Annotated in this window: 18 protein-coding genes and 1 pseudogene; 13 read left to right on the top strand and 6 right to left on the bottom strand. The window is 44.6% G+C overall.

Features of this window, described 5'->3' with window-relative positions; all coding sequences use genetic code 11:
- Position 1: 1 nt before the first annotated feature.
- On the bottom strand, positions 2-475 hold the full coding sequence (locus ACU1JV_RS24950) for a C40 family peptidase (RefSeq protein ID WP_058711074.1): 474 nt from the start codon (positions 473-475) through the stop codon (positions 2-4).
- 353 nt (positions 476-828) lie between these two features.
- Between ACU1JV_RS24950 and ACU1JV_RS24955 the strand changes: the two genes are divergently transcribed.
- The gene (locus tag ACU1JV_RS24955) at positions 829-1,863 is read left to right on the top strand and encodes a glycosyltransferase family 4 protein (RefSeq protein ID WP_064963653.1); all 1,035 of its coding nucleotides are present in this window, start codon (positions 829-831) and stop codon (positions 1,861-1,863) included.
- Positions 1,864-1,868: 5 nt separating this feature from the next.
- Positions 1,869-2,594, top strand: coding sequence for a succinylglutamate desuccinylase/aspartoacylase family protein (locus ACU1JV_RS24960; RefSeq protein ID WP_025677872.1), 726 nt, complete (start codon positions 1,869-1,871; stop codon positions 2,592-2,594).
- 127 nt (positions 2,595-2,721) lie between these two features.
- Here the strand turns inward: ACU1JV_RS24960 and ACU1JV_RS24965 are convergent, their stop codons facing one another.
- Together ACU1JV_RS24965 and ACU1JV_RS24970 are read right to left on the bottom strand one after the other, a co-directional pair.
- On the bottom strand, positions 2,722-4,065 hold the full coding sequence (locus ACU1JV_RS24965) for a sugar phosphate nucleotidyltransferase (protein ID WP_413986093.1): 1,344 nt from the start codon (positions 4,063-4,065) through the stop codon (positions 2,722-2,724).
- A gap of 71 nt (positions 4,066-4,136) precedes the next feature.
- Positions 4,137-4,973, bottom strand: coding sequence for a DUF6492 family protein (locus tag ACU1JV_RS24970; protein WP_413986094.1), 837 nt, complete (start codon positions 4,971-4,973; stop codon positions 4,137-4,139).
- Between the two features lie 209 nt (positions 4,974-5,182).
- On the opposite strand from ACU1JV_RS24970, the gene ACU1JV_RS24975 reads away from it, so the two are divergent.
- The 4 genes and pseudogenes from ACU1JV_RS24975 to ACU1JV_RS24990 all read left to right on the top strand — a co-directional run bounded on the left by ACU1JV_RS24975 (position 5,183) and on the right by ACU1JV_RS24990 (position 7,839).
- On the top strand, positions 5,183-6,058 hold the full coding sequence (locus tag ACU1JV_RS24975; RefSeq protein ID WP_413986095.1) for a YheC/YheD family protein: 876 nt from the start codon (positions 5,183-5,185) through the stop codon (positions 6,056-6,058).
- 146 nt (positions 6,059-6,204) lie between these two features.
- Positions 6,205-6,291: pseudogene (locus ACU1JV_RS24980) on the top strand (hypothetical protein); the annotation flags it as partial.
- 33 nt (positions 6,292-6,324) lie between these two features.
- The gene (locus tag ACU1JV_RS24985) at positions 6,325-6,675 is read left to right on the top strand and encodes a cupin domain-containing protein (RefSeq protein ID WP_238791126.1); all 351 of its coding nucleotides are present in this window, start codon (positions 6,325-6,327) and stop codon (positions 6,673-6,675) included.
- 384 nt (positions 6,676-7,059) lie between these two features.
- The gene (locus tag ACU1JV_RS24990; protein WP_058711079.1) at positions 7,060-7,839 is read left to right on the top strand and encodes an ABC transporter ATP-binding protein; all 780 of its coding nucleotides are present in this window, start codon (positions 7,060-7,062) and stop codon (positions 7,837-7,839) included.
- Between the two features lie 16 nt (positions 7,840-7,855).
- Here the strand turns inward: ACU1JV_RS24990 and ACU1JV_RS24995 are convergent, their stop codons facing one another.
- Together ACU1JV_RS24995 and trhO are read right to left on the bottom strand one after the other, a co-directional pair.
- Positions 7,856-8,782 carry an AEC family transporter gene (locus tag ACU1JV_RS24995; RefSeq protein WP_129549220.1) on the bottom strand — a complete coding sequence of 309 codons (927 nt, stop codon included), beginning with the start codon at positions 8,780-8,782 and terminating at the stop codon, positions 7,856-7,858.
- A 207-nt stretch (positions 8,783-8,989) separates the two neighbouring features.
- Positions 8,990-9,883: an oxygen-dependent tRNA uridine(34) hydroxylase TrhO gene (gene trhO / locus ACU1JV_RS25000; protein ID WP_165083661.1), complete on the bottom strand. Its 894-nt coding sequence runs from the start codon at positions 9,881-9,883 to the stop codon at positions 8,990-8,992.
- A gap of 210 nt (positions 9,884-10,093) precedes the next feature.
- Between trhO and ACU1JV_RS25005 the strand changes: the two genes are divergently transcribed.
- The 4 genes from ACU1JV_RS25005 to ACU1JV_RS25020 all read left to right on the top strand — a co-directional run bounded on the left by ACU1JV_RS25005 (position 10,094) and on the right by ACU1JV_RS25020 (position 15,522).
- On the top strand, positions 10,094-11,383 hold the full coding sequence (locus ACU1JV_RS25005; protein WP_165083660.1) for a glycoside hydrolase family 27 protein: 1,290 nt from the start codon (positions 10,094-10,096) through the stop codon (positions 11,381-11,383).
- 234 nt (positions 11,384-11,617) lie between these two features.
- Positions 11,618-12,661, top strand: a complete 1,044-nt coding sequence (locus ACU1JV_RS25010; RefSeq protein WP_165083681.1) for a carbohydrate kinase family protein — start codon at positions 11,618-11,620, stop codon at positions 12,659-12,661.
- Positions 12,662-12,758: 97 nt separating this feature from the next.
- Positions 12,759-13,454 carry an adenylate kinase gene (locus ACU1JV_RS25015; RefSeq protein ID WP_165083659.1) on the top strand — a complete coding sequence of 232 codons (696 nt, stop codon included), beginning with the start codon at positions 12,759-12,761 and terminating at the stop codon, positions 13,452-13,454.
- A 322-nt stretch (positions 13,455-13,776) separates the two neighbouring features.
- Positions 13,777-15,522, top strand: a complete 1,746-nt coding sequence (locus ACU1JV_RS25020; RefSeq protein WP_413986096.1) for a proline--tRNA ligase — start codon at positions 13,777-13,779, stop codon at positions 15,520-15,522.
- Here the strand turns inward: ACU1JV_RS25020 and ACU1JV_RS25025 are convergent.
- Positions 15,519-16,283 carry a spermidine synthase gene (locus tag ACU1JV_RS25025; RefSeq protein WP_113050622.1) on the bottom strand — a complete coding sequence of 255 codons (765 nt, stop codon included), beginning with the start codon at positions 16,281-16,283 and terminating at the stop codon, positions 15,519-15,521. The two genes, ACU1JV_RS25020 and ACU1JV_RS25025, sit on opposite strands and share 4 nt — an antisense overlap.
- 218 nt (positions 16,284-16,501) lie before the next feature.
- Between ACU1JV_RS25025 and ACU1JV_RS25030 the strand changes: the two genes are divergently transcribed.
- The 3 genes from ACU1JV_RS25030 (at position 16,502) to ACU1JV_RS25040 (ending at position 18,569) form a co-directional block, all read left to right on the top strand.
- Positions 16,502-17,221 carry a YebC/PmpR family DNA-binding transcriptional regulator gene (locus ACU1JV_RS25030; RefSeq protein ID WP_014599726.1) on the top strand — a complete coding sequence of 240 codons (720 nt, stop codon included), beginning with the start codon at positions 16,502-16,504 and terminating at the stop codon, positions 17,219-17,221.
- 170 nt (positions 17,222-17,391) lie between these two features.
- Complete coding sequence (locus ACU1JV_RS25035; protein WP_013371033.1) at positions 17,392-17,976, top strand: TetR/AcrR family transcriptional regulator; 585 nt, start codon at positions 17,392-17,394, stop codon at positions 17,974-17,976.
- A gap of 164 nt (positions 17,977-18,140) precedes the next feature.
- Positions 18,141-18,569 carry a nuclear transport factor 2 family protein gene (locus ACU1JV_RS25040; RefSeq protein ID WP_013371034.1) on the top strand — a complete coding sequence of 143 codons (429 nt, stop codon included), beginning with the start codon at positions 18,141-18,143 and terminating at the stop codon, positions 18,567-18,569.
- The last annotated feature ends 4 nt before the right edge of the window (positions 18,570-18,573 follow it).

Raw genomic sequence — 18,573 nt, forward strand, 5'->3', positions numbered from 1 at the left:
CCTAAAGGACACGACGTGCTGTTGTGTAATGGGAGTTCCACCATCCCGAATTCAGTTTTGTAACCGTTACGCCACCTTTACCATACGTGTGCAGTATTTTCCCGTCTCCCATGTAAATGGCTACATGATGAATTGGGGCATAGAAAAAGACCAAATCGCCTTTTTTAAGCTGACTACGCGGTACATAAGTGCCTACAGTTGACTGCTGTTTGGACGAACGTGGAAGCTTGATTCCATTTTGTGCAAAAACATACTGAGTGAACGAAGAGCAATCAAAAGAGCTTGTACTGCCTGCTGGAGCTCCATGTTCATAACGGACGCCCATATACTGGGATCCTTTTGAAATAATCCGATCAGCTTTACTTGTCGAAGCGGCATGAGTGGTGTCTGGTCCAACGACGAAGCTCCCAGCGCTCAGTGCCAAAGTCATCGTAAAGCAAATACCCATCCACAATTTTTTAGAAGTACGTTTCATATATAATTTCCTCCGTTATTCGTATTGTGTTGATGTCCTGAAATGACAATAACACAAATAAAATATCCGGAATTTACCACTCGTGGTTACAATCCTGTTACCCCAACGTTTTGCCCTGCTTTATTAGAAAACGATGAGAATTTTCTCCTTAACTTTGACTTGACAAATTAAATAAGCCCCCCTTATGGCTAGGCTCGTATGACAAAAAGCGACTTGCAGACGATTGGCACAAGCAATCATGCAAAATATACATACCTATATACTACAATTTATAACCTGTACGGGAGTATGCTCAGATTCCCGTTGACATCGTAAAGATTACACCGTATCTCCGGTCAGGAAGGGGAATTCATATGGCTTCAAGGCAGAGTAAAGCACTCAAAAACCGACCTTTAACCATTGTGCAGGTCATATCCAACTATCCCGATGCACAGCCTGTACCCTCCATCAAGGGCGGAACGGAAAAGGTTGTGCATGAATTAACAGAGGAATTAGTGAGACGAGGGCATCATGTATCTCTTTTTGCCGCCCGTGGGAGCAGGAGCAGCGCGCGATTGATTACTTATCCCAAGGGTTTGAAACATAGTCAGATCCCCCAATATGTACTTCGGCATATGCCTTCCGGTACACATATCATTCATGACCATACCTTTCGTTCTGCGGTGGCGCGTAGGAAGCTGCCTTGCTCATCATTGTGTACCGTTCATCTACCAGTGAAGAGGCACGGTAAAAACCCCGTATATGTCAGTAAAAGAGCACGCCAACTGATGGGCGGGGGCAAAGGATTTTATATCTATAACGGCATCAACACCCATGAATACGAGTTCAGCAGTGAGAAGCGCGGCTACTTGCTGTTTATGGGCAGAATCATACCGGATAAAGGTGTACTGCAGGCCATTCAGGTTGCAGAGCGAACAGGAAAAAGACTGCTTATTGCGGGTCCTATCAAAGCCCCTGTATTTTTTCGCCGAGAGATTCAAAAGCGAATTCAGCGCAATCCGAATATACGTTATGTGGGACCAGTTGGGGGTGATCGGAAACAGAAGCTGCTGAAACATGCAGAGTGTCTGTTGTTTCCATCACTGTGGGAAGAGCCGTTCGGACTCGTAATGGTAGAAGCCATGGCTTGTGGAACACCGGTGCTGGCACTAAAAAATGGCTCCGTTCCCGAGGTGCTATCAGGCTTTCCACAGTTGATTTGCAAATCAGTTGGCCAAATGGCACGTAAGGCACAGCAAAAAAATTACCCGTCACCCGCGCAGCTTCGATTGTATGTTAACCAAAGATTTACCAACAAACAGATGACCAGCAACTATTTGAGACTATACCGTGAAATCATCCGTCGGCGAGAACAGAAGAGAGGACACCGAAAGCCTATACGGAGGTGAAGAGGATGCAGGTCAAACGATATATGCTTGGAAAGGGCTCTTCTTGGGCGACTCCTTATTATGTAGCCATAGAGGGACAGAAAGGCCCGTGTGCGATGGTGGTTGCAGGCATACATGGTAATGAAATAGCAAGTATACGTGCGGCTGAGAAACTGGTAAAGCTTTTGAATGAGCAAAAACTGAGATTCAGCCATGGCAAACTTATTATTGTGCCAATTGTGAATCAAGAGGCTTACCGCAAGCGGATCAGAGGAAAACCTGATCTGAATCGAACCTTTCCGCGCCAGAAAAAGCAGGCGGCAACACAACCACTTTCCGCTGCTCTATTTAAACTAACACAAAAGCATCACCCTGAATGGTATCTCGACTTGCATGAGGCGAATGGATTATCACAAAAGGATGCCAGAGTGCTTGGTCAAACGCTGATCTCCAATAAGGGCAACCCGGTAATTCCCACGACGCGCCGGATTATTAAGCGAATGAATCGCTCGATCAAGGTGAAAGGCCGCCATTTCAACATGCGGTTGCATGAGCTCCCAGGTTCCTCTCGTACCGCTGCCGCCCGTATTTTAGGGGCACGTGCAGTAACCGTGGAAACGGGGTGGAGCCTGCCCGAGAAGGAACGCATACACTATCAGATGAAGATTATGCAGCACTTTTTAAGAGAAGCCGGGATGATTAAGGCCAACAAGGTTTATTTATCTGGCAAGGTTAGAACGGTTTCCTTATGAGATGTAATATTAAAAAAAATCGCTTCATGAGCAAAGGATTTTACTCACCTTGCTCAAGAAGCGATTTTTTTGATGTGTGATCTTCATGCAGAAATCCTATCTGTTTAGATGCTATAATTCTGTGTTGTCAGGAATCGGATTTATAGAAGGCGCTCACCAAACTGTGACCCAGGCGCACCTCGATCAGTTCCAGTGCGGTATCCAGATCTGCTCGAATCGTGTGATACGTATCCACTGGGATGCTAAATACAGAGCCGCTTGCCGCAGCAAAGCGTTCTCCGTTCAGCATAATCTCTCCCCGGCCGGACACGATCGTCCATACTTTAAGTCCGCTGCCGTGAATACGTCCATTCAAGCGATGATCTGGCAACACCGTCAGTCGTATGGCTAAGATGTCGTTCGGACTTCGGTGATCAAACTCGTCCAGCACCCGGTAACTGCCCCAAGAGGTTTCACCATGCATGGGGTGAAGTTGGAGGTTGCCTAGCTGCTCCTTGATCGCGTGAGCATGGCTTTTGGACGCAATGAGAATACCGTCAGGGCTTGCAGCAGCAATAATATCCTCCACGCCAATGACATGAAGTGGATAGGGCAGCTCATTCACGATGTGTGTACCGTGAGTCTGACCACTGATTTGTCCACGTCCGATCACTCGGCTTCCTAGCTGCTCTGTTAAGGCCTGCCAGTTGCCGATGTCGTGCCATTCGCCCTCGTAAGGCAGGACAACGGCCCGTTCAGTACGCTCCGCAATCTCCTCATCGAAACTGCGAACCGGGAGGCTATCATATATTGTGTACAGTTCTTCATCGTTCAGCGGCAATTGAATTTGCTCCATGCAGGACAGCATATACCGTAACGTAAAAGCGTAAATACCGCAGTTCCACAGCGCGCCTTGGTTAATAAGCTGCTGCGCCCTAGAGAGAGCCGGCTTTTCAGTGAAGCGAGCAACTTGTGCATAAGCCGATTTCCCTTCCTGCCTCATTTGCAGATCTGGAACAATATATCCATATTGGTCGGAGGCATGGGTAGGCCTTGTCCCAAGCATAGCCAGATCGGCTCCGCTCTCGAGCAATAGACCGGAGAGCGCTGCTATGCTGTGGAAGAAGTCGTCGCCTGCGAACATATCTGCTGGAGCAATACAGAGAACTTCATCCAGCCCCATGCCTCTTGTGTGAAAATAAGCAGCAGCGAGTGCGGCAGCTGTGAAGGTTCCCCGTTTGGCAGGCTCGCCAAGAACGGGCAGACGACCTTCAGTATGGCGAAATGCTAGATTTACCTGACTCCGATGAGCCAGAAGCAGGGCAGAGGAATCTAGCCCGGCTAAGGTAAGCTGACGATACACCCGGCCAAGCATAGATTCCTGCTGCCCATCAGGAGCGGGTAACAACCGGAGAAACAGCTTTGACCGAATATCGTTGGACAATGGCCACAGCCGTTTTCCGGCACCACCGCATAACAATACGATGCGCACGGACGTTTCCTCCTTCAATGCAGATCCATTTGGATTGCATCAACAATTGCGGGATTTTCTATTTTAGGAACTTATTTCAATACAGATGGAATCTTTGTTTTTGGAGCTAGCTGGTATACTTTGCGTTGATGAAAAGATAAGGAGCGGTAGCTTTGAGCGTAGAGATCCAATTGTTTTGGTGACAGCGAAGAAGCACGACTATGAAGCGCTTTATTCAATGACTTGCGCAAAATCATCCGAGAGGGCTGATTGCTGTATAGATAGTTGGCATACGTTTCATATTCGGAAAATCCAAACTGTTTTCTCCGATCTATACTTTGAATAATGGCGTTGTACCAAGGTTCCCCATGTCTGGTCTCAATAACTTGCTTGAGCTGGGCGAGCCGTGTTTTTTCAAAAAGCATATAGTGAGTGACAAAGGACTTTGGTGAGGGAGCTTTAGCACCCATCAGCTTACGGTAAGTGCGAAAGTACTCAGGTTGACTCCAGCTGCGATAGTAAAAAATTGTTTTCCCGTCTTTACGGAACGTATGTGGACGAATCAAAATGGTGTCCGCGTCTATGACGAGAAAAAAAGACGATTTACTGATTTTGTCGCCATTCATTTTGAGCAATTGCTGATACAGCCAGCCTGATCGATCCCAGCGCGTTGTTCCGTAACGAATATGCTTTTTAGTGATGGGCAACACCGTTTTTTCGTCTATAAATGTACACTTCTTGTTGGCACATAGACGGCGAAGTTTGGTGCTTTGCGGTGAAACGATATAAATGGTTGCAATTCGGTGCTGCACGTGACGGCGCAGACTGTCAATTACTAGTGGTAGTGTCGCCAGATCTTTTTCAATTGCGGGGATCAGAACATCGATTGAGAGGGAACCCTTTTGTGGCTCATCGGATTGCGCAGACATGTTATTCACTCCCTATACGTGTAAATATACGCTACCGGTACCTTATATTATTGTATGCCTGGACAGGCGCTTTCGACCGGGCAAGGCCAACTGTCTAATTCTATGTAGAAGAGGGCGAATGGAGCTTCGAATGGGGATTTGGCGCATACGATAGATTGATCTTTTTTAACAGGAGCGTTCTACCCTGAGAGTAGAGAGGAGAGGGGCAAGTGAATTCTTCACAAGCGCAGGCGTTGCGCAGCAAATGGCATAAAACCCAATTGCTGCTCCAGCATGGCAGCATCAAGCCTTTTGTACCTGAAACTCGTAAATACAGCAAAGCAAATGTAAAATCAATGCTCGAAAAATATGGTATGGTCTATGTAAAGCCTGAGCGAGGTACCTTTGGCAAAGGTGTGATGAAAGTCGAACAAGAGGCAGGTCAGCGTTTTGCCTACCAATATGAGGAAAAGCGTCTGGAATTTAAACATTTGGATGCACTAATCACCAGCTTATCGAAACACACGGGGAAAAAAAGTTATCTCATTCAAAAGGGAATCCATTTACTGCGCCATCAAAATCGTTATTTTGATATCCGGATCATGGTGCAGCGTAATGCAAAAGGGTCATGGGAATCTACCGGAATTATTGGACGCTTGGGTCATCCCCGTAAAATCGTGACCAATTATCATAGTGGTGGTAAGCCGATGGCCTTAGAACAACTATTGAAATCCCATTTATCGCAAAGTAAGCAGGCTGAGCTGGTCAAGAAGCTCAATGAACTAGGGATTACCATCGCCACACAACTACAAAAAACATATCCGAAATTCCGGCAAATTGGTGTGGACATTGGATTGGATCATCGCTTTATCCCGTGGATCATTGAGGTGAACACGAAGCCAGACCCATATATATTTAACCAATTGACAGATAAGTCTATGTACCGAAAAGTAATAAGCTATTGGCGACTGGCTAATGAAAAAAAGAAGGTTACAGTCCCAAGCAAGGATAAGAAGAATAACAACAAGAATAAAGATAAAAATGCGAATAAAGTTACAAATAAAGTTGATCATACAAATAAAGAACCTAAATCAAAAAAAGAATGAATTGTTTATGATTCATCCTTTTTTTTCTTGCCTGTTTATCCTAATCCTAACCGCGAGGTGGTGACTCGGACATTCACGGTATTTCCTATGTCGATATTTTTAACCCCGGTGATGTATGGTATTTCCCCCGTGGTTATGGTCACTCCATTCAAGGTCTTGGTCCTGGAGAGTGTCATTTTATCCTGATTTTCGATAATGGTGATTTTTCGGAGGACCATACGCTCAGCATTACTGATTTTATCGCTCAGACTCCCGCGGATGTTGTCATGCAAAATCTCGGACTTGCAGCCGACGAGCTGGCTCTTTTGCCAAAGAAGGAAGCTTATTTTGCAAAAAGACCTGTCCCATCTATCGCATCTTATGATGCATATCCGCGCGCTTCTTCCGATCTAATTACTAAACACCGCTATCCTTTAATGGCCAAACAGCCCAGATTGGCACCGGGTGGAGGGACTCAGCGGACTGTTACAGTAGAAGATTTCCCTATTTCTTCGACGATGGCAGGATCTGTGATTGAATTAGAGCCAGGCGGATTGCGAGAAATGCACAGGCATCCCAATGCGGATGAATGGCAATATTATTTGGACGGAGTGGTCATTACGAGGCCATTGATTTGAGTGAGTGGATGGCTGGCAACCCTGTTGATGTATTGGCAATAAATCTGAGCCTGCCTCGGGAAATAGCGCATAACTGCCTCATAAATCAGTCTTCATCGCCCCAAAATCTTAAATCTTAAATCTTAAATCTTAAATCTTAATTCTTAAATCTTAAATCATAAAGCAACTAAAATGCCCGCTTAGGCTACCTTATTCCAGTTAGCCTAAGCGGGCTATTGAACTTGATTCTGTTTATATTACTTTTGTAGAAGAGTGAATTTAAAATTGAACAACCTGCAACCCTGTGCTATTCTTATACGAAAGTGAAGATTAATGTAGTAAAAGTTATATTTTATTATGCTTATAAACATCTGATGATACGATGAATAGAAGGGATGTGCAGCCATGAATTCTGTCATTGAACTTAACAATGTAAGCTGGAAGAGAGATAACCGTACCATACTGGATCAAATCAATTGGCAGGTAGCTGAGGGAGAGCACTGGGCTGTACTCGGCTTGAATGGATCAGGCAAAACAACGATGCTCAATATGATTAATGGTTACATATGGCCAACCACAGGTAGTGTCGGTGTATTGGGCCATACTTTTGGGGATGTAGATTTGAGGGAATTACGCAAATCTATTGGTTGGGTCAGTTCCTCTTTACAGGAAAGAATTAATGGAAGCCAGCGCACGCAGGATGTTGTCATCAGCGGCAAATTTGCTTCCATTGGACTGTATGATCAGACGACGGATACAGATGATAAACAGGCTGTTCAGCTTATGACCCAACTGGGCTGTGCTCATCTCGTGGATCGGTTGTATCAGGGATGCTCACAGGGAGAAAAGCAAAAAGTGCTTATTGCTCGCGCGTTAATGGCCTCGCCCAAGCTGCTGATTTTGGACGAGGCGTGTAATGGGTTGGATTTTTTTTCTAGAGAAGCATTACTGGATAGCGTTCGTCAGCTGTCCGAGACGCCGGGTGCTCCAAATTTATTGTATGTTACACACCATATCGAAGAAATTCTACCCATGTACACACATACGATTCTGATTCGCCGGGGTACGGTGTTTGCCAAAGGTAAAACGACAGATATCCTGAGTAGTGAAACGCTCAGTGCTTTTTTTGAAACACCTGTGCAAGTAGACTGGAGACAGGATCGTGCATGGCTCTCTATGGTATAGAGAGCCTTTTGTCTGTCTAACCTGCTACCAGCATAATCAGAATGGGCAAAATCAGGAATGAGGCAAGCGTGCTCCACAAGATGCAGGTAGAAACCAGTTTTGGCGATGCATTAAATTTTTCGGCTAAAATGACTGCATTCACAGCCACTGGCATCGAGGCCAGAATGAAGAGAACGGAGAACAAAAGTCCTGAAATTCCCAGTATCAGCATGGCAAGACAAGCCGCAAGCGGGGAGAGCAGAAGTCGAATTATCAGTCCTGCGTAGCTGGCTTTTTTAATAGATGGCTCCAGCCTGAATATTTTTACATAAGCCATCTGGGTACCGAGAATCGCCAGCACGACCGGAGAATAGGCGGCTGCAATCATCGAGACACCTGATTGAATGCCAGAGGGTAGATGCCAATCCAATGCTCGAAGTCCCAGTGCGAGAAGAGCCGCATAGATCGCAGGGAGAGAAAATACTGACTTCACGGCACTTTGAACAGAAAATTCAGAGCGGGCTGCAAAGTATACACCAATGGTATTGACCATAATCATCTGGATGACGACATATACGGAGGCTTTATCCAGGCCAAGCTGTCCAAAAGCAAGTAAAATAAGCGGCAACCCATAATTTGCACTATTAGTCAGTGTGGAGATTAAGGTGAGTCCCGCCGTTTCCGGGGGGCTCAGCCTGAAGATTTTCCCCGCTAATTGTGCAATTCCCCACAAAAGCAGCAGGTTCAGTAATGAAAAAGCGGCTGTCAGTGCCACATCATGCCAGGAAAGCTGTGCCTTGAGCAGTGTGTCCAGAATCATGGCGGGACTTAAAAAATATAAGTACAGAGTCGAGAGTGGTTTTGTTTCCAGCTTCATGAATTTGCCGAGTAAAAATCCGGCAATCACCGGAATGGACAGCGGAACGATAACGGATAAAAGAGTTGAAAGTACGATTTGAACCATGAATTCCACTCATCCTTTCTGTAATGACATTTTCCATTATAAGGCGCTACTTTCGAACCCGTCCAAGATGGATAAACAATTAAGGTTATAGGTATATGCTATGAAGCTTAGATCACTTATTCTGAAAATAACAAAAGGGATGTCCACAGCCATGTTAAACGGCTAATAAGAACATCCCTTTTATATGAAACCGAGTATTCTGAAGGTTTATGCAGAAGCCATAGTTTCCGCTTTAGTTCGGCAATCGTCAGAGCAATAGTGTTGATGCTGTTCTTCGCAATCTGGACACACGATATGTTGGAGATTGCACACGGGGCAGTTAATATAATGATCGTTTGTTGTTTCACAGTGGTAGCAATTACCAACAACAACGTCTTCATCTGTATGGTTGATTCGAACCGAAATTCGTTCGTCAAATACATAGCACTTACCGTCAAACAAACGTCCTTGTACTTCTGGGTCCTTGCTGTAAGTCACAATGCCGCCATCCAACTGAGCTACATCGTTAAAGCCTTCTTTAATCAGCAGACCAGACAGCTTTTCGCAACGAATACCCCCGGTACAGTATGTCAGGATTTTTTTATCCTTGAACCCAGTCATATTATCGCGAATCCATTGTGGAAATTCACGGAACGATTCAACTTCGGGGCGAATAGCTCCGCGGAAATGACCGATGTCATATTCGTAGTCGTTACGTCCGTCCAGAACCACGACATCTTCATTTTGGAGCTGTTCATAAAACTCCTTTGGTGATAGACGCTTGCCGCTAATTACATTAGGGTCCAGCTCGTCCTCATGACGTAGCGTAACCAGCTCCTGACGATGGCGTACAAATATTTTCTTGAACGCATGACCGTCAGACTCATCTATTTTAATAACGATATCGTGAAATTTCGGATTAGCGCGCAAATCACGGATATACTGCTCCGTTTGCTCTACTGTACCGGACAGTGTTCCGTTGATTCCTTCCTCAGCAATCAAGATTCTTCCCTTGACGCCCAGCTCTTTGCAGTAAGCCAGATGCTCTGCCGTAAAGGTGGCAGGATCTTCAATATTGACATATTTGTAAAACAACAAAATTCGATAAGCATGTTCACACATGTAAAATCACCCTCTGATTCAAGTCAAAGTTTTTTAACAAGCAAGTTTAAATGTACCACATTCTTTAAGTTAGTCAACATAAATGTATAAAAAGTGGAAACGGAAAAGATGACGAGCGACAAAAGTAAGGGGTTACATTATAATGGTATTGTGGGGTTGATGAGATTTACAGTAACAGGTTGAGGTCTAGCAGATGAAAGGATGAATTCAATGAAACATCATTTGACAGCGCATACACCACCTATGGGGTGGAATAGCTGGGATTGCTACGGTGCAGCAGTACGGGAAGAGGAAGTGCGAGGAAATGCTCAATATATGGCGGAGCACCTGAAGGAATATGGTTGGGAATATGTTGTGGTGGATATTCAGTGGTATGAGTCAGGAGCAGTATCTTCACAGTATCGCCCGTTTGTCCCATTGGAAATGGATTCATATTCACGTCTGATTCCAGCGGTGAATCGTTTTCCTTCGGCAGCAGATGGACGCGGCTTCCAAGCTCTTGCGGAATATGTACACGGTCTGGGATTAAAATTTGGGATACATATTATGAGAGGCATCTCCCGCCAGGCGGTTCATCAGGATACTCCGATTTTAGGAACTACAGCTACAGCCAGACAAATTGCACATCCTAACTCTATTTGTCCTTGGAACACAGATATGTATGGGGTAGATGCTTCCAAGGAAGGCGCACAGGAGTATTATAATTCGTTATTTGACCTGTATGCGGAATGGGGTGTGGATTTTGTCAAAGTAGATGACATTGCTGCATCACGTCTCTATGGTATTCATTTGGCGGAAATTGAATTGATTAAGCGGGCTATCGCCCAGTGCGGACGTCCGATGGTGTTGAGTCTATCGCCTGGTCCCGCACCGCTGGAGCATGCATCTGATTTAATCGCAAACGCGAATATGTGGCGTATGACTGATGACTTCTGGGATGTATGGCCTTTACTGTATGGTATGTTTGAGCGCTGCGAGAAATGGGCGGAACATGTAGGTCCAGGTCACTGGCCGGATTGCGACATGTTGCCACTGGGCCATCTGGGTATTCGTTCGGTAGATTCAGTAGATTCCGGCAGTCATGATCGATGGACACGCTTTACGAAGGATGAGCAGCTGACAATGATGACTTTATGGAGCATTTTCCGGTCTCCACTGATGTTTGGGGGAGAACTGCGTGATAATGACGAATGGACACTTTCATTGCTGACGAACAAAGAAGTGCTCGATGTTCATCACAACGGTGTGAATGCGCGACAGGTCTACAGAAAGGATGAACATATCGTTTGGACTTCTCACAACGAGGAAGGTCACGTATATGCGGCTTTATTTAATGCTGGAGATGAAGCTTCCACAGTCCGTGTGTCCTTACAGGAGCTTGGAATTGAAGGGCAGGCAAGTGCCAGAGATTTATGGAACCATGTGGATTTAGGTGATATAGTGCAGGAACTGTCTGCAGATTTACCCCCTCATGGAGCTGCACTATTCATTATAAAATAACAGGATGTTAGGAAGGATCTAAGCTGTACGTTCAGCTCTAGTCACCTTATTGTAAAGTGGAGGATGTTTTTACGATAAGGTGATTTTTTTGTATGTGTAACTTTATGATATTTTTAACGGACTCGACATGATTCTTGGGAATTTGACATTTGGAACATGTTAGGTTTATAGAGTGCCTATTTCTGCACAAATTTAAATCATTCTAGCGAATAGAGTCGAGAAAGGAGTCAAATGATGAAATTAAAAAAAATTCACAAAAATGAGCAGGACGAGCCTTGGCCCTCTAGTGAACAAATTCTGTGTATCGGAGGGGCCAATCTGGATCGTAAAATCATGATTAAAGGTACATTTCAGCTTCACACCTCCAACCCGAGCAGCACTAGTCTGCAATCTTGCGGTGGGGTAGCACGGAATGTGGCTGAAAATTTAGGGAGGTTGAGTCGACGGGTCAGCCTGCTGACCGCAGTTGGGGACGATGCTGAAGGTGAATTTATCATCGAACAGTCCAGCCGTTACATGCACGTGATTCCTCTCCAAGTCAAAGGTGAATCGTCAACCGGTGTCTATACTGCCTTGCTGAACGAGGATGGTGAAATGATTGTAGCGACAGCAGAAATGGAGATTTATGATCAGATTCGCCCTTCCGTAATTTTTGAAAATATTCCTTTAATTTCCTCGTCTCGACTCGTTCTGCTGGACACTAATTTTTCTATGAACGTAATAGCGGCCACCATACATGTCTGTCTGGAACATCAGGTTCCGCTTGTCGTTTCTTCGGTGTCAGCTTCCAAGATGAGAAAGCTTCCACGAAATTTGCATGGGGTGGAATGGCTGGTATGCCAACCGGAAGAGGCTGAAGCTTATTTGGGACTTGAACTTAAAGATGATCAGCAGATATTGGACGCAGCTCGAGTTTTTCACAAACTTGGGGTTCAAAATGTCATTATTATCTGCGGTGCTGAGCGTGTGTTGTTTGCTTCTCAAGATGGAACTTATGGACAAATCCCTATACACCCAGTTCAACAGGTCATTGATGTCACAGGCGCAGACGACGCTTTTATTGCCGGGATGATTTATGGAATTACCCAAGGTTATCCTATGGAGCAAGTGTGCCAGTTTGGAATCAGTTGTGTCGATTTAACCATACAAACGGATCGGACAGTCTCAGACACCATTTCTATGAATAAACTTCATTCTAGATTCCAGGAGCTGTATGGCACACATTCGCAAAATTTTGTTTTTTTTAAGGGTGTGTATTTTAAAAAGAAAAATACATAAGTAAAGAAGAGAATACTAACCTACAGCAGCGTGTATTTGGAGCTTCACGGACGTAATGGTCTCAATTATTGAATTTATAAAAGGAGCAGGATGTCTGATGGACAGTGTGAAATACGCTATTGTTTTTCTGCCGCTGTTCCTACTTTATTTGCTTTTAAAGGGAGGGGCATTGGCAGTAGGTTTACTATATCGACTGATCTATTTCATTTCGACCTTACGTGCAGGACAAAGTGACGATCTTCTAGCTGTGCAGCATGCTAAGCGTATTATCGTAATCGGCTCACCGGGGAGCGGCAAGACTTTTTTGGCCAAACGTCTATCGATGTGGACTCATTTGCCGTATACCTCGTTGGATGATTTGTATTGGGGGCCAGAGTGGAAGCGGAGTACGGACAAGCAATTTCACAAACAGCTGGGAGAAGTCCTGCAAAGGGAAAAATGGATTATCGAAGGGAATTATCATGAGCGTTATTTTACCGAGCGACTCCAGCGTTCCGACACAATCATCGTGATGGATGTCAGCACGATTGAGGCAATATCAGGTGTTATCACACGTTCGCTTAACCGTTTTTTATTTTCCAAGGAGTTACCCACAGGAATAGAGCGGGAAGCCGTTCGTATTTGGGATATTTCACCTCGGTTTGTCCGCTTTGTTCTGGGTTTTCGCAGGCGTATCCGTCCTAAAATCTGGCCGCTCATTTTGCAATATGGTAATGAACGGAATTTGATTATCCTAAAATCTAAATATCGTTCATGTCCCTGGATGAGCCCAGATAGACAATTATCTCCTTGACTCGAATCTGCGTTTCGTGTAAAGTGGTGAAAATTGTAATACATAGGAATAGTGTAGACCAAGGATCAAAGGTTCAATTACCCGCTGTACAGAGAAGAAACCCATGGGCTGAAAGGTTTCTCGCCGCGAATGAACGTTTCCCTGCCTTGCGAGCTGTAACGGTGCGTAAGATAAACCGTTACCGGCCAGATGCCGTTATCTGAAGAAGGACCGTCCCGTATATGGTTACGGTCAAATGAAGGGTGGTACCACGACACATTCGTCCCTGACGGATGTGTCTTTTTTGCGTACATTTTACGTTCTTACAAGGAGGAAGCCACACATGCGCCAAAGCCAATTATTACTGACAACCTTACGTGAAGCACCTGCAGAGGCCGAAGTGATCAGCCATCAGCTGATGCTGCGGGCAGGATTTATCCGTCAATTGGCGGCTGGAATGTATACCTATATGCCACTGGGCAGACGGGTGCTCAGAAAAGTGGAACAAATTGTACGAGATGAGATGGATCGTGCAGGGGCTGGAGAGCTGCTAATGCCTGTATTACAGCCAACGGAGCTGTGGCAAGAATCGGGGAGATACGATGTGTACGGTCCTGAGCTGATGCGTCTGCAAGATCGGCATGATCGGGAGTTCGCATTAGGTCCTACACATGAAGAGGTCATTACGTCTTTAATACGAAATGAAGTAAATTCCTATCGGAAATTGCCGGTAACACTGTACCAAATTCAAACCAAGTTTCGGGATGAACGACGTCCTCGGTTTGGTCTGCTTCGCAGCAGAGAATTTTTGATGAAGGATGCCTATTCGTTTGATGCCAATTGGGCAGGACTAGATCACACTTATTGGACGATGTTCCAGGCCTACCAACGTATTTTCACCCGCTGCAGTCTGAATTTTCGCGCAGTCGAAGCAGATGCAGGCGCTATTGGTGGTGAGGGTGAAACTCATGAATTTATGGCACTGGCTGAGATTGGAGAGGATACCATTGTGGCATGTACCTGCTGTGATTATGCTGCCAATCTTGAAAAGGCGGAGCCACGGACGACGGGGAGCATAGGAATATCTTCTGTCTCCAATGAAGATGAACATGACAGCCATCCTTCAATTGATACAGATAAAATGGAAAAACTGTACACTCCAGGTTTGCGAACCATAAATCAACTTGTTGAAACGCTTCACATAGAGTCGAAGGAAATCATCAAAACACTGATTTATATGGCTGACGATCAGCCGATTGCGATAGTTGTCAGAGGAGCTCATGAGGTCAACGAAGTAAAAGTTAAACAAATTTTAGGTAGTGAAAAATTCGAAATAGCAAATGCAGATGCCGTCACAAAGGCGACTGGAACCCCACCCGGGTTCATAGGTCCATGCGGCTTGACAATCCCTGTGTGGGTGGATTACGCCGTTGTCCAAATGTCTAGCGGTTTTGCAGGCGCGAACGAGCAGGATTACCATTATCGGCATGTGAATCCAGGACGCGATCTAGATCTTCGCTATGTGGCAGACTTGCGCAATGTTATAGAAGGGGATAGATGTCCTCGGTGTGACGAAGGGAAATTGGAACTTCATCGAGGAATTGAGATTGGACACGTATTTAAACTGGGCACCAAGTACAGTGAAAAGCTGGGTGCAACTTTTCTAGATGCGTCCGGAACTGATCAAGCGATGATTATGGGCTGTTATGGTATTGGTGTTTCCCGAATCCTGTCCGCCATTGTAGAGCAAAATCATGACCAGAACGGAATGATATGGCCGCATGCGCTGGCCCCGTTTCAGGTTCATATCATTCCGATTTCTGTGAAAGACAGGCTTCAGATGCAAATAGCTGAGGACTTATACAGCCAACTGCAGGATCGCGGTGTGGAGGTGTTGCTAGATGATCGTGAGGAACGCCCAGGGGTTAAATTTAAAGATTCGGATTTAGTAGGTATTCCCGTGCGTATTGTCGTTGGTAAAGATGCTGAACACGGAAAAGTAGAGTTCGTAGAGCGAAGAAGCAGCCACAAAGAGTCAATTCATATCCATGATGTAGAGAGACGGATACTGAACCTCATTCAACACTAAGCATCTGTATCCCGCAGAACATGACCTTCTCCAAGGGTAATCTCATGAAAGTCGGCCATCTGACGTGCCTGAAAACGAATGGGCTTGTCTCGACCTATCATAATGATATTTTGGATGTCAGCAATGCCTTCCGAGGGTAGGGAGAACGTGGTAACATAGGCGAATTCTTCACGCAGCGTTGTGTGAATGGCATGGATCAGATGATCGTGTTCGCTTTTGCCTATCAAATTCATAATTAGCGAGCCTTCTGCATCCAGCTTTTCTTTGGCCATTTTGAAAAATTCCCAAGATATTAAATGCAAAGGCGTGCCCTGCTCCGTGAAGGCGTCCAAAATAATATAGTCATAAGCATCCGGGCTCTCCTTCTCCAGAATGCGGCGTCCATCACCAATAACTACATTGTCCTGGTCGTATCCAAAGAATATTCGGCTGAATTCTACCACTTGTGCGTCCAGCTCGGCAATCTTAAAGCGTTTGTCTGCAAAATGACCCGCAATCGTGCCTACACCATGTCCGATAACAAACACGTCTTCAAATGACGGGTCGTTCAGCTCCATGAGATGGATGATTGCTCTGGGATATTCGAACAGAATACGTTGCGGATGATTCAAATCCATCGCACCTTGGATGGCTGCATTGGAGAATTGCATCACGCGAAATAATCCCTTTTCACCATATAGCTCCGTGGTTTCATATACCGTGATTTCATGGTTATTGCTCAACTTTTTATGTAAGACATCCAAGTGAATAATCTCCTTCAAGTCAGACTTCCTCCTCATCTTAGACATTCATAGGATTATTGTCCATAGATGAGGGGATTGAAAGTTCACATTCTTGAAGCATCCCTAATTAGGTAGAATTGTTTATTTTTCCATAACGGAGTTGTTTGAACTTGTTCGTATGTCCTTTAGGAGATATAATATACAAGGATATAATGAAGTTCGTTGTGTATATTCATACAGGAAGAGAGCGGGATATTATGGGACGTAAGTGGAATAACATTAAAGAAAAGAAGGCATCCAAGGATGCTAATACGAGTCGTATATATGCTAAATTTGGCGTGGAAATTTATGTGGCAGCCAAACAGGGCGAGCCTGATCCTGAATCCAATCGGGTACTAAGAGTCGTGTTAGAACGTGCAAAAACGTACAATGTACCGAAAGCGATCATTGACCGTGCTATTGAAAAAGCAAAAGGTGCTGGCGATGAAAACTACGTAGAGCTTCGTTATGAAGGTTTCGGACCGAACGGCTCCATGGTCATTGTAGATGCACTGACTAATAACGTAAACCGTACAGCATCGGATGTGCGTTCTGCATTTACTAAAAATGGCGGTAGCTTGGGCGTGAGCGGATCTGTAGCCTACATGTTTGATTCCACGGCAGTTATTGGTCTGGTGGGTAAAACCGCAGATGAAGTGCTGGAGCTGCTGATGGAGGCAGATGTCGAGGTTCGTGACATCATTGAAGAAGATGAAGCCGTCATCGTATATGCAGAGCCTGATCAATTCCATGCTGTTCAGGAAGCTTTCAAGCAGGCAGGAGTAACTGAGTTTACTGTGGCTGAGCTCACCATGCTTGCCCAAAATGATATTACTCTTCCGGAAGATGCACAGGTTCAATTTGATAAATTGATTGATGCATTAGAGGACTTGGAAGATGTTCAGCAGGTGTACCACAACGTAGACTCTGAGGAATAATCGGATTGCATCATTTACATCTGAGCGTTTGGATAAAATAAACATCCCTAAACCATCGTATTTCGGTACGATGGTTTTTTTGTGAATAAAATGATATAAAATCAATTTCATTTTCTTGACTGATCAGTCTGAAAAAATTATAATCATAGTCAAGGAGGTGAACATGAGGTTTGGGAAGAGCTAAAGAATTTGATACTGAAAGTGTTCTGCGAAAAGCTATGGCTGTATTTGGAGAGCATGGCTATGAGGGAACTTCTCTGACTATTTTACTGGATCAGCTGGGTATAGCGCGGCAGAGTCTTTATGATACCTACGGAACGAAATATGATTTATTTTTTTCGGCTATTCAGCTTTATATACGTGACAAAACTGAAGCCGTAGTTCATCTGCTCAGTCAACCTGGGAGCATTAAGGATGCAATAGCGACGATTTTTAATGAATCTGTTAGAGTGTTGACGGATAAGAGACTGTCCAAGGAATGCTTTATTATGAACAGTGCTATTGAACAGGCTCCGCATCATCATGAGATCAAAGCTTTTATTTCTGAAAATACTGAAAAGCTTGAACTTGCCTTTTACAACGCCCTAGTCCGCGCCCAAAAAGAGGGGGAGATTCATGCTACGGAATCTGAGCTATTGTCAATCGCCAGATTTCTAAATCATGCCCGACTATCGTTGACATTTACCGCCAAGACAGGCGCCAGCACTGAGGTGCTTAGAGATATTGTACGTACGACGCTGTCGGTTTTGGATTGATCTTTATGAACGCTTAATAGCGTTTATTTTTTGAACATTCCAGACCGATTAGTCAAATTTTTTTGAGTATTATAGACTATTCAGTCTAGAATTATTATGTTTATTTTCGCGTCTTAAATTCACTTTTTAAACAGAAATTAAAATAAATATGCGAGGTGTCTACCATGAATATCAATCCGAATACTGACGATGCAAAACAGCAAGCACAAGCAGTCATGCATAAATTTACGAGCAACCTGTTAGAAGAAAATATGGAGCAATGGATTTCATTATTTGATGATAACGCTGTTTTCGAGTTCCCTTATGCACCTAAACATTTTGTACAAGTGCTTCAGGGTAAAGCAGCAATTTACGAGTATATTAAGGAGTTTCCTAGTATACTTCGGATTCAGCATTTCTCTTCACCAACTATCCATACGACAACGGACCCGAGTTTATTCGTGGCCGAATTCGCCTCTGAGGCGCAGGCTGTGAGCACAGGTAAACCGTATAATCAAACCTACATTTCTGTTATTAAGCTGAAGAACGGAAAAATTAGTCACTACAAAGATTATTGGAACCCTTTGGTAGCTCTAGAAGCTCTAGAATCGTGAATGA

This window comes from Paenibacillus sp. T2-29 (assembly GCF_052921365.1).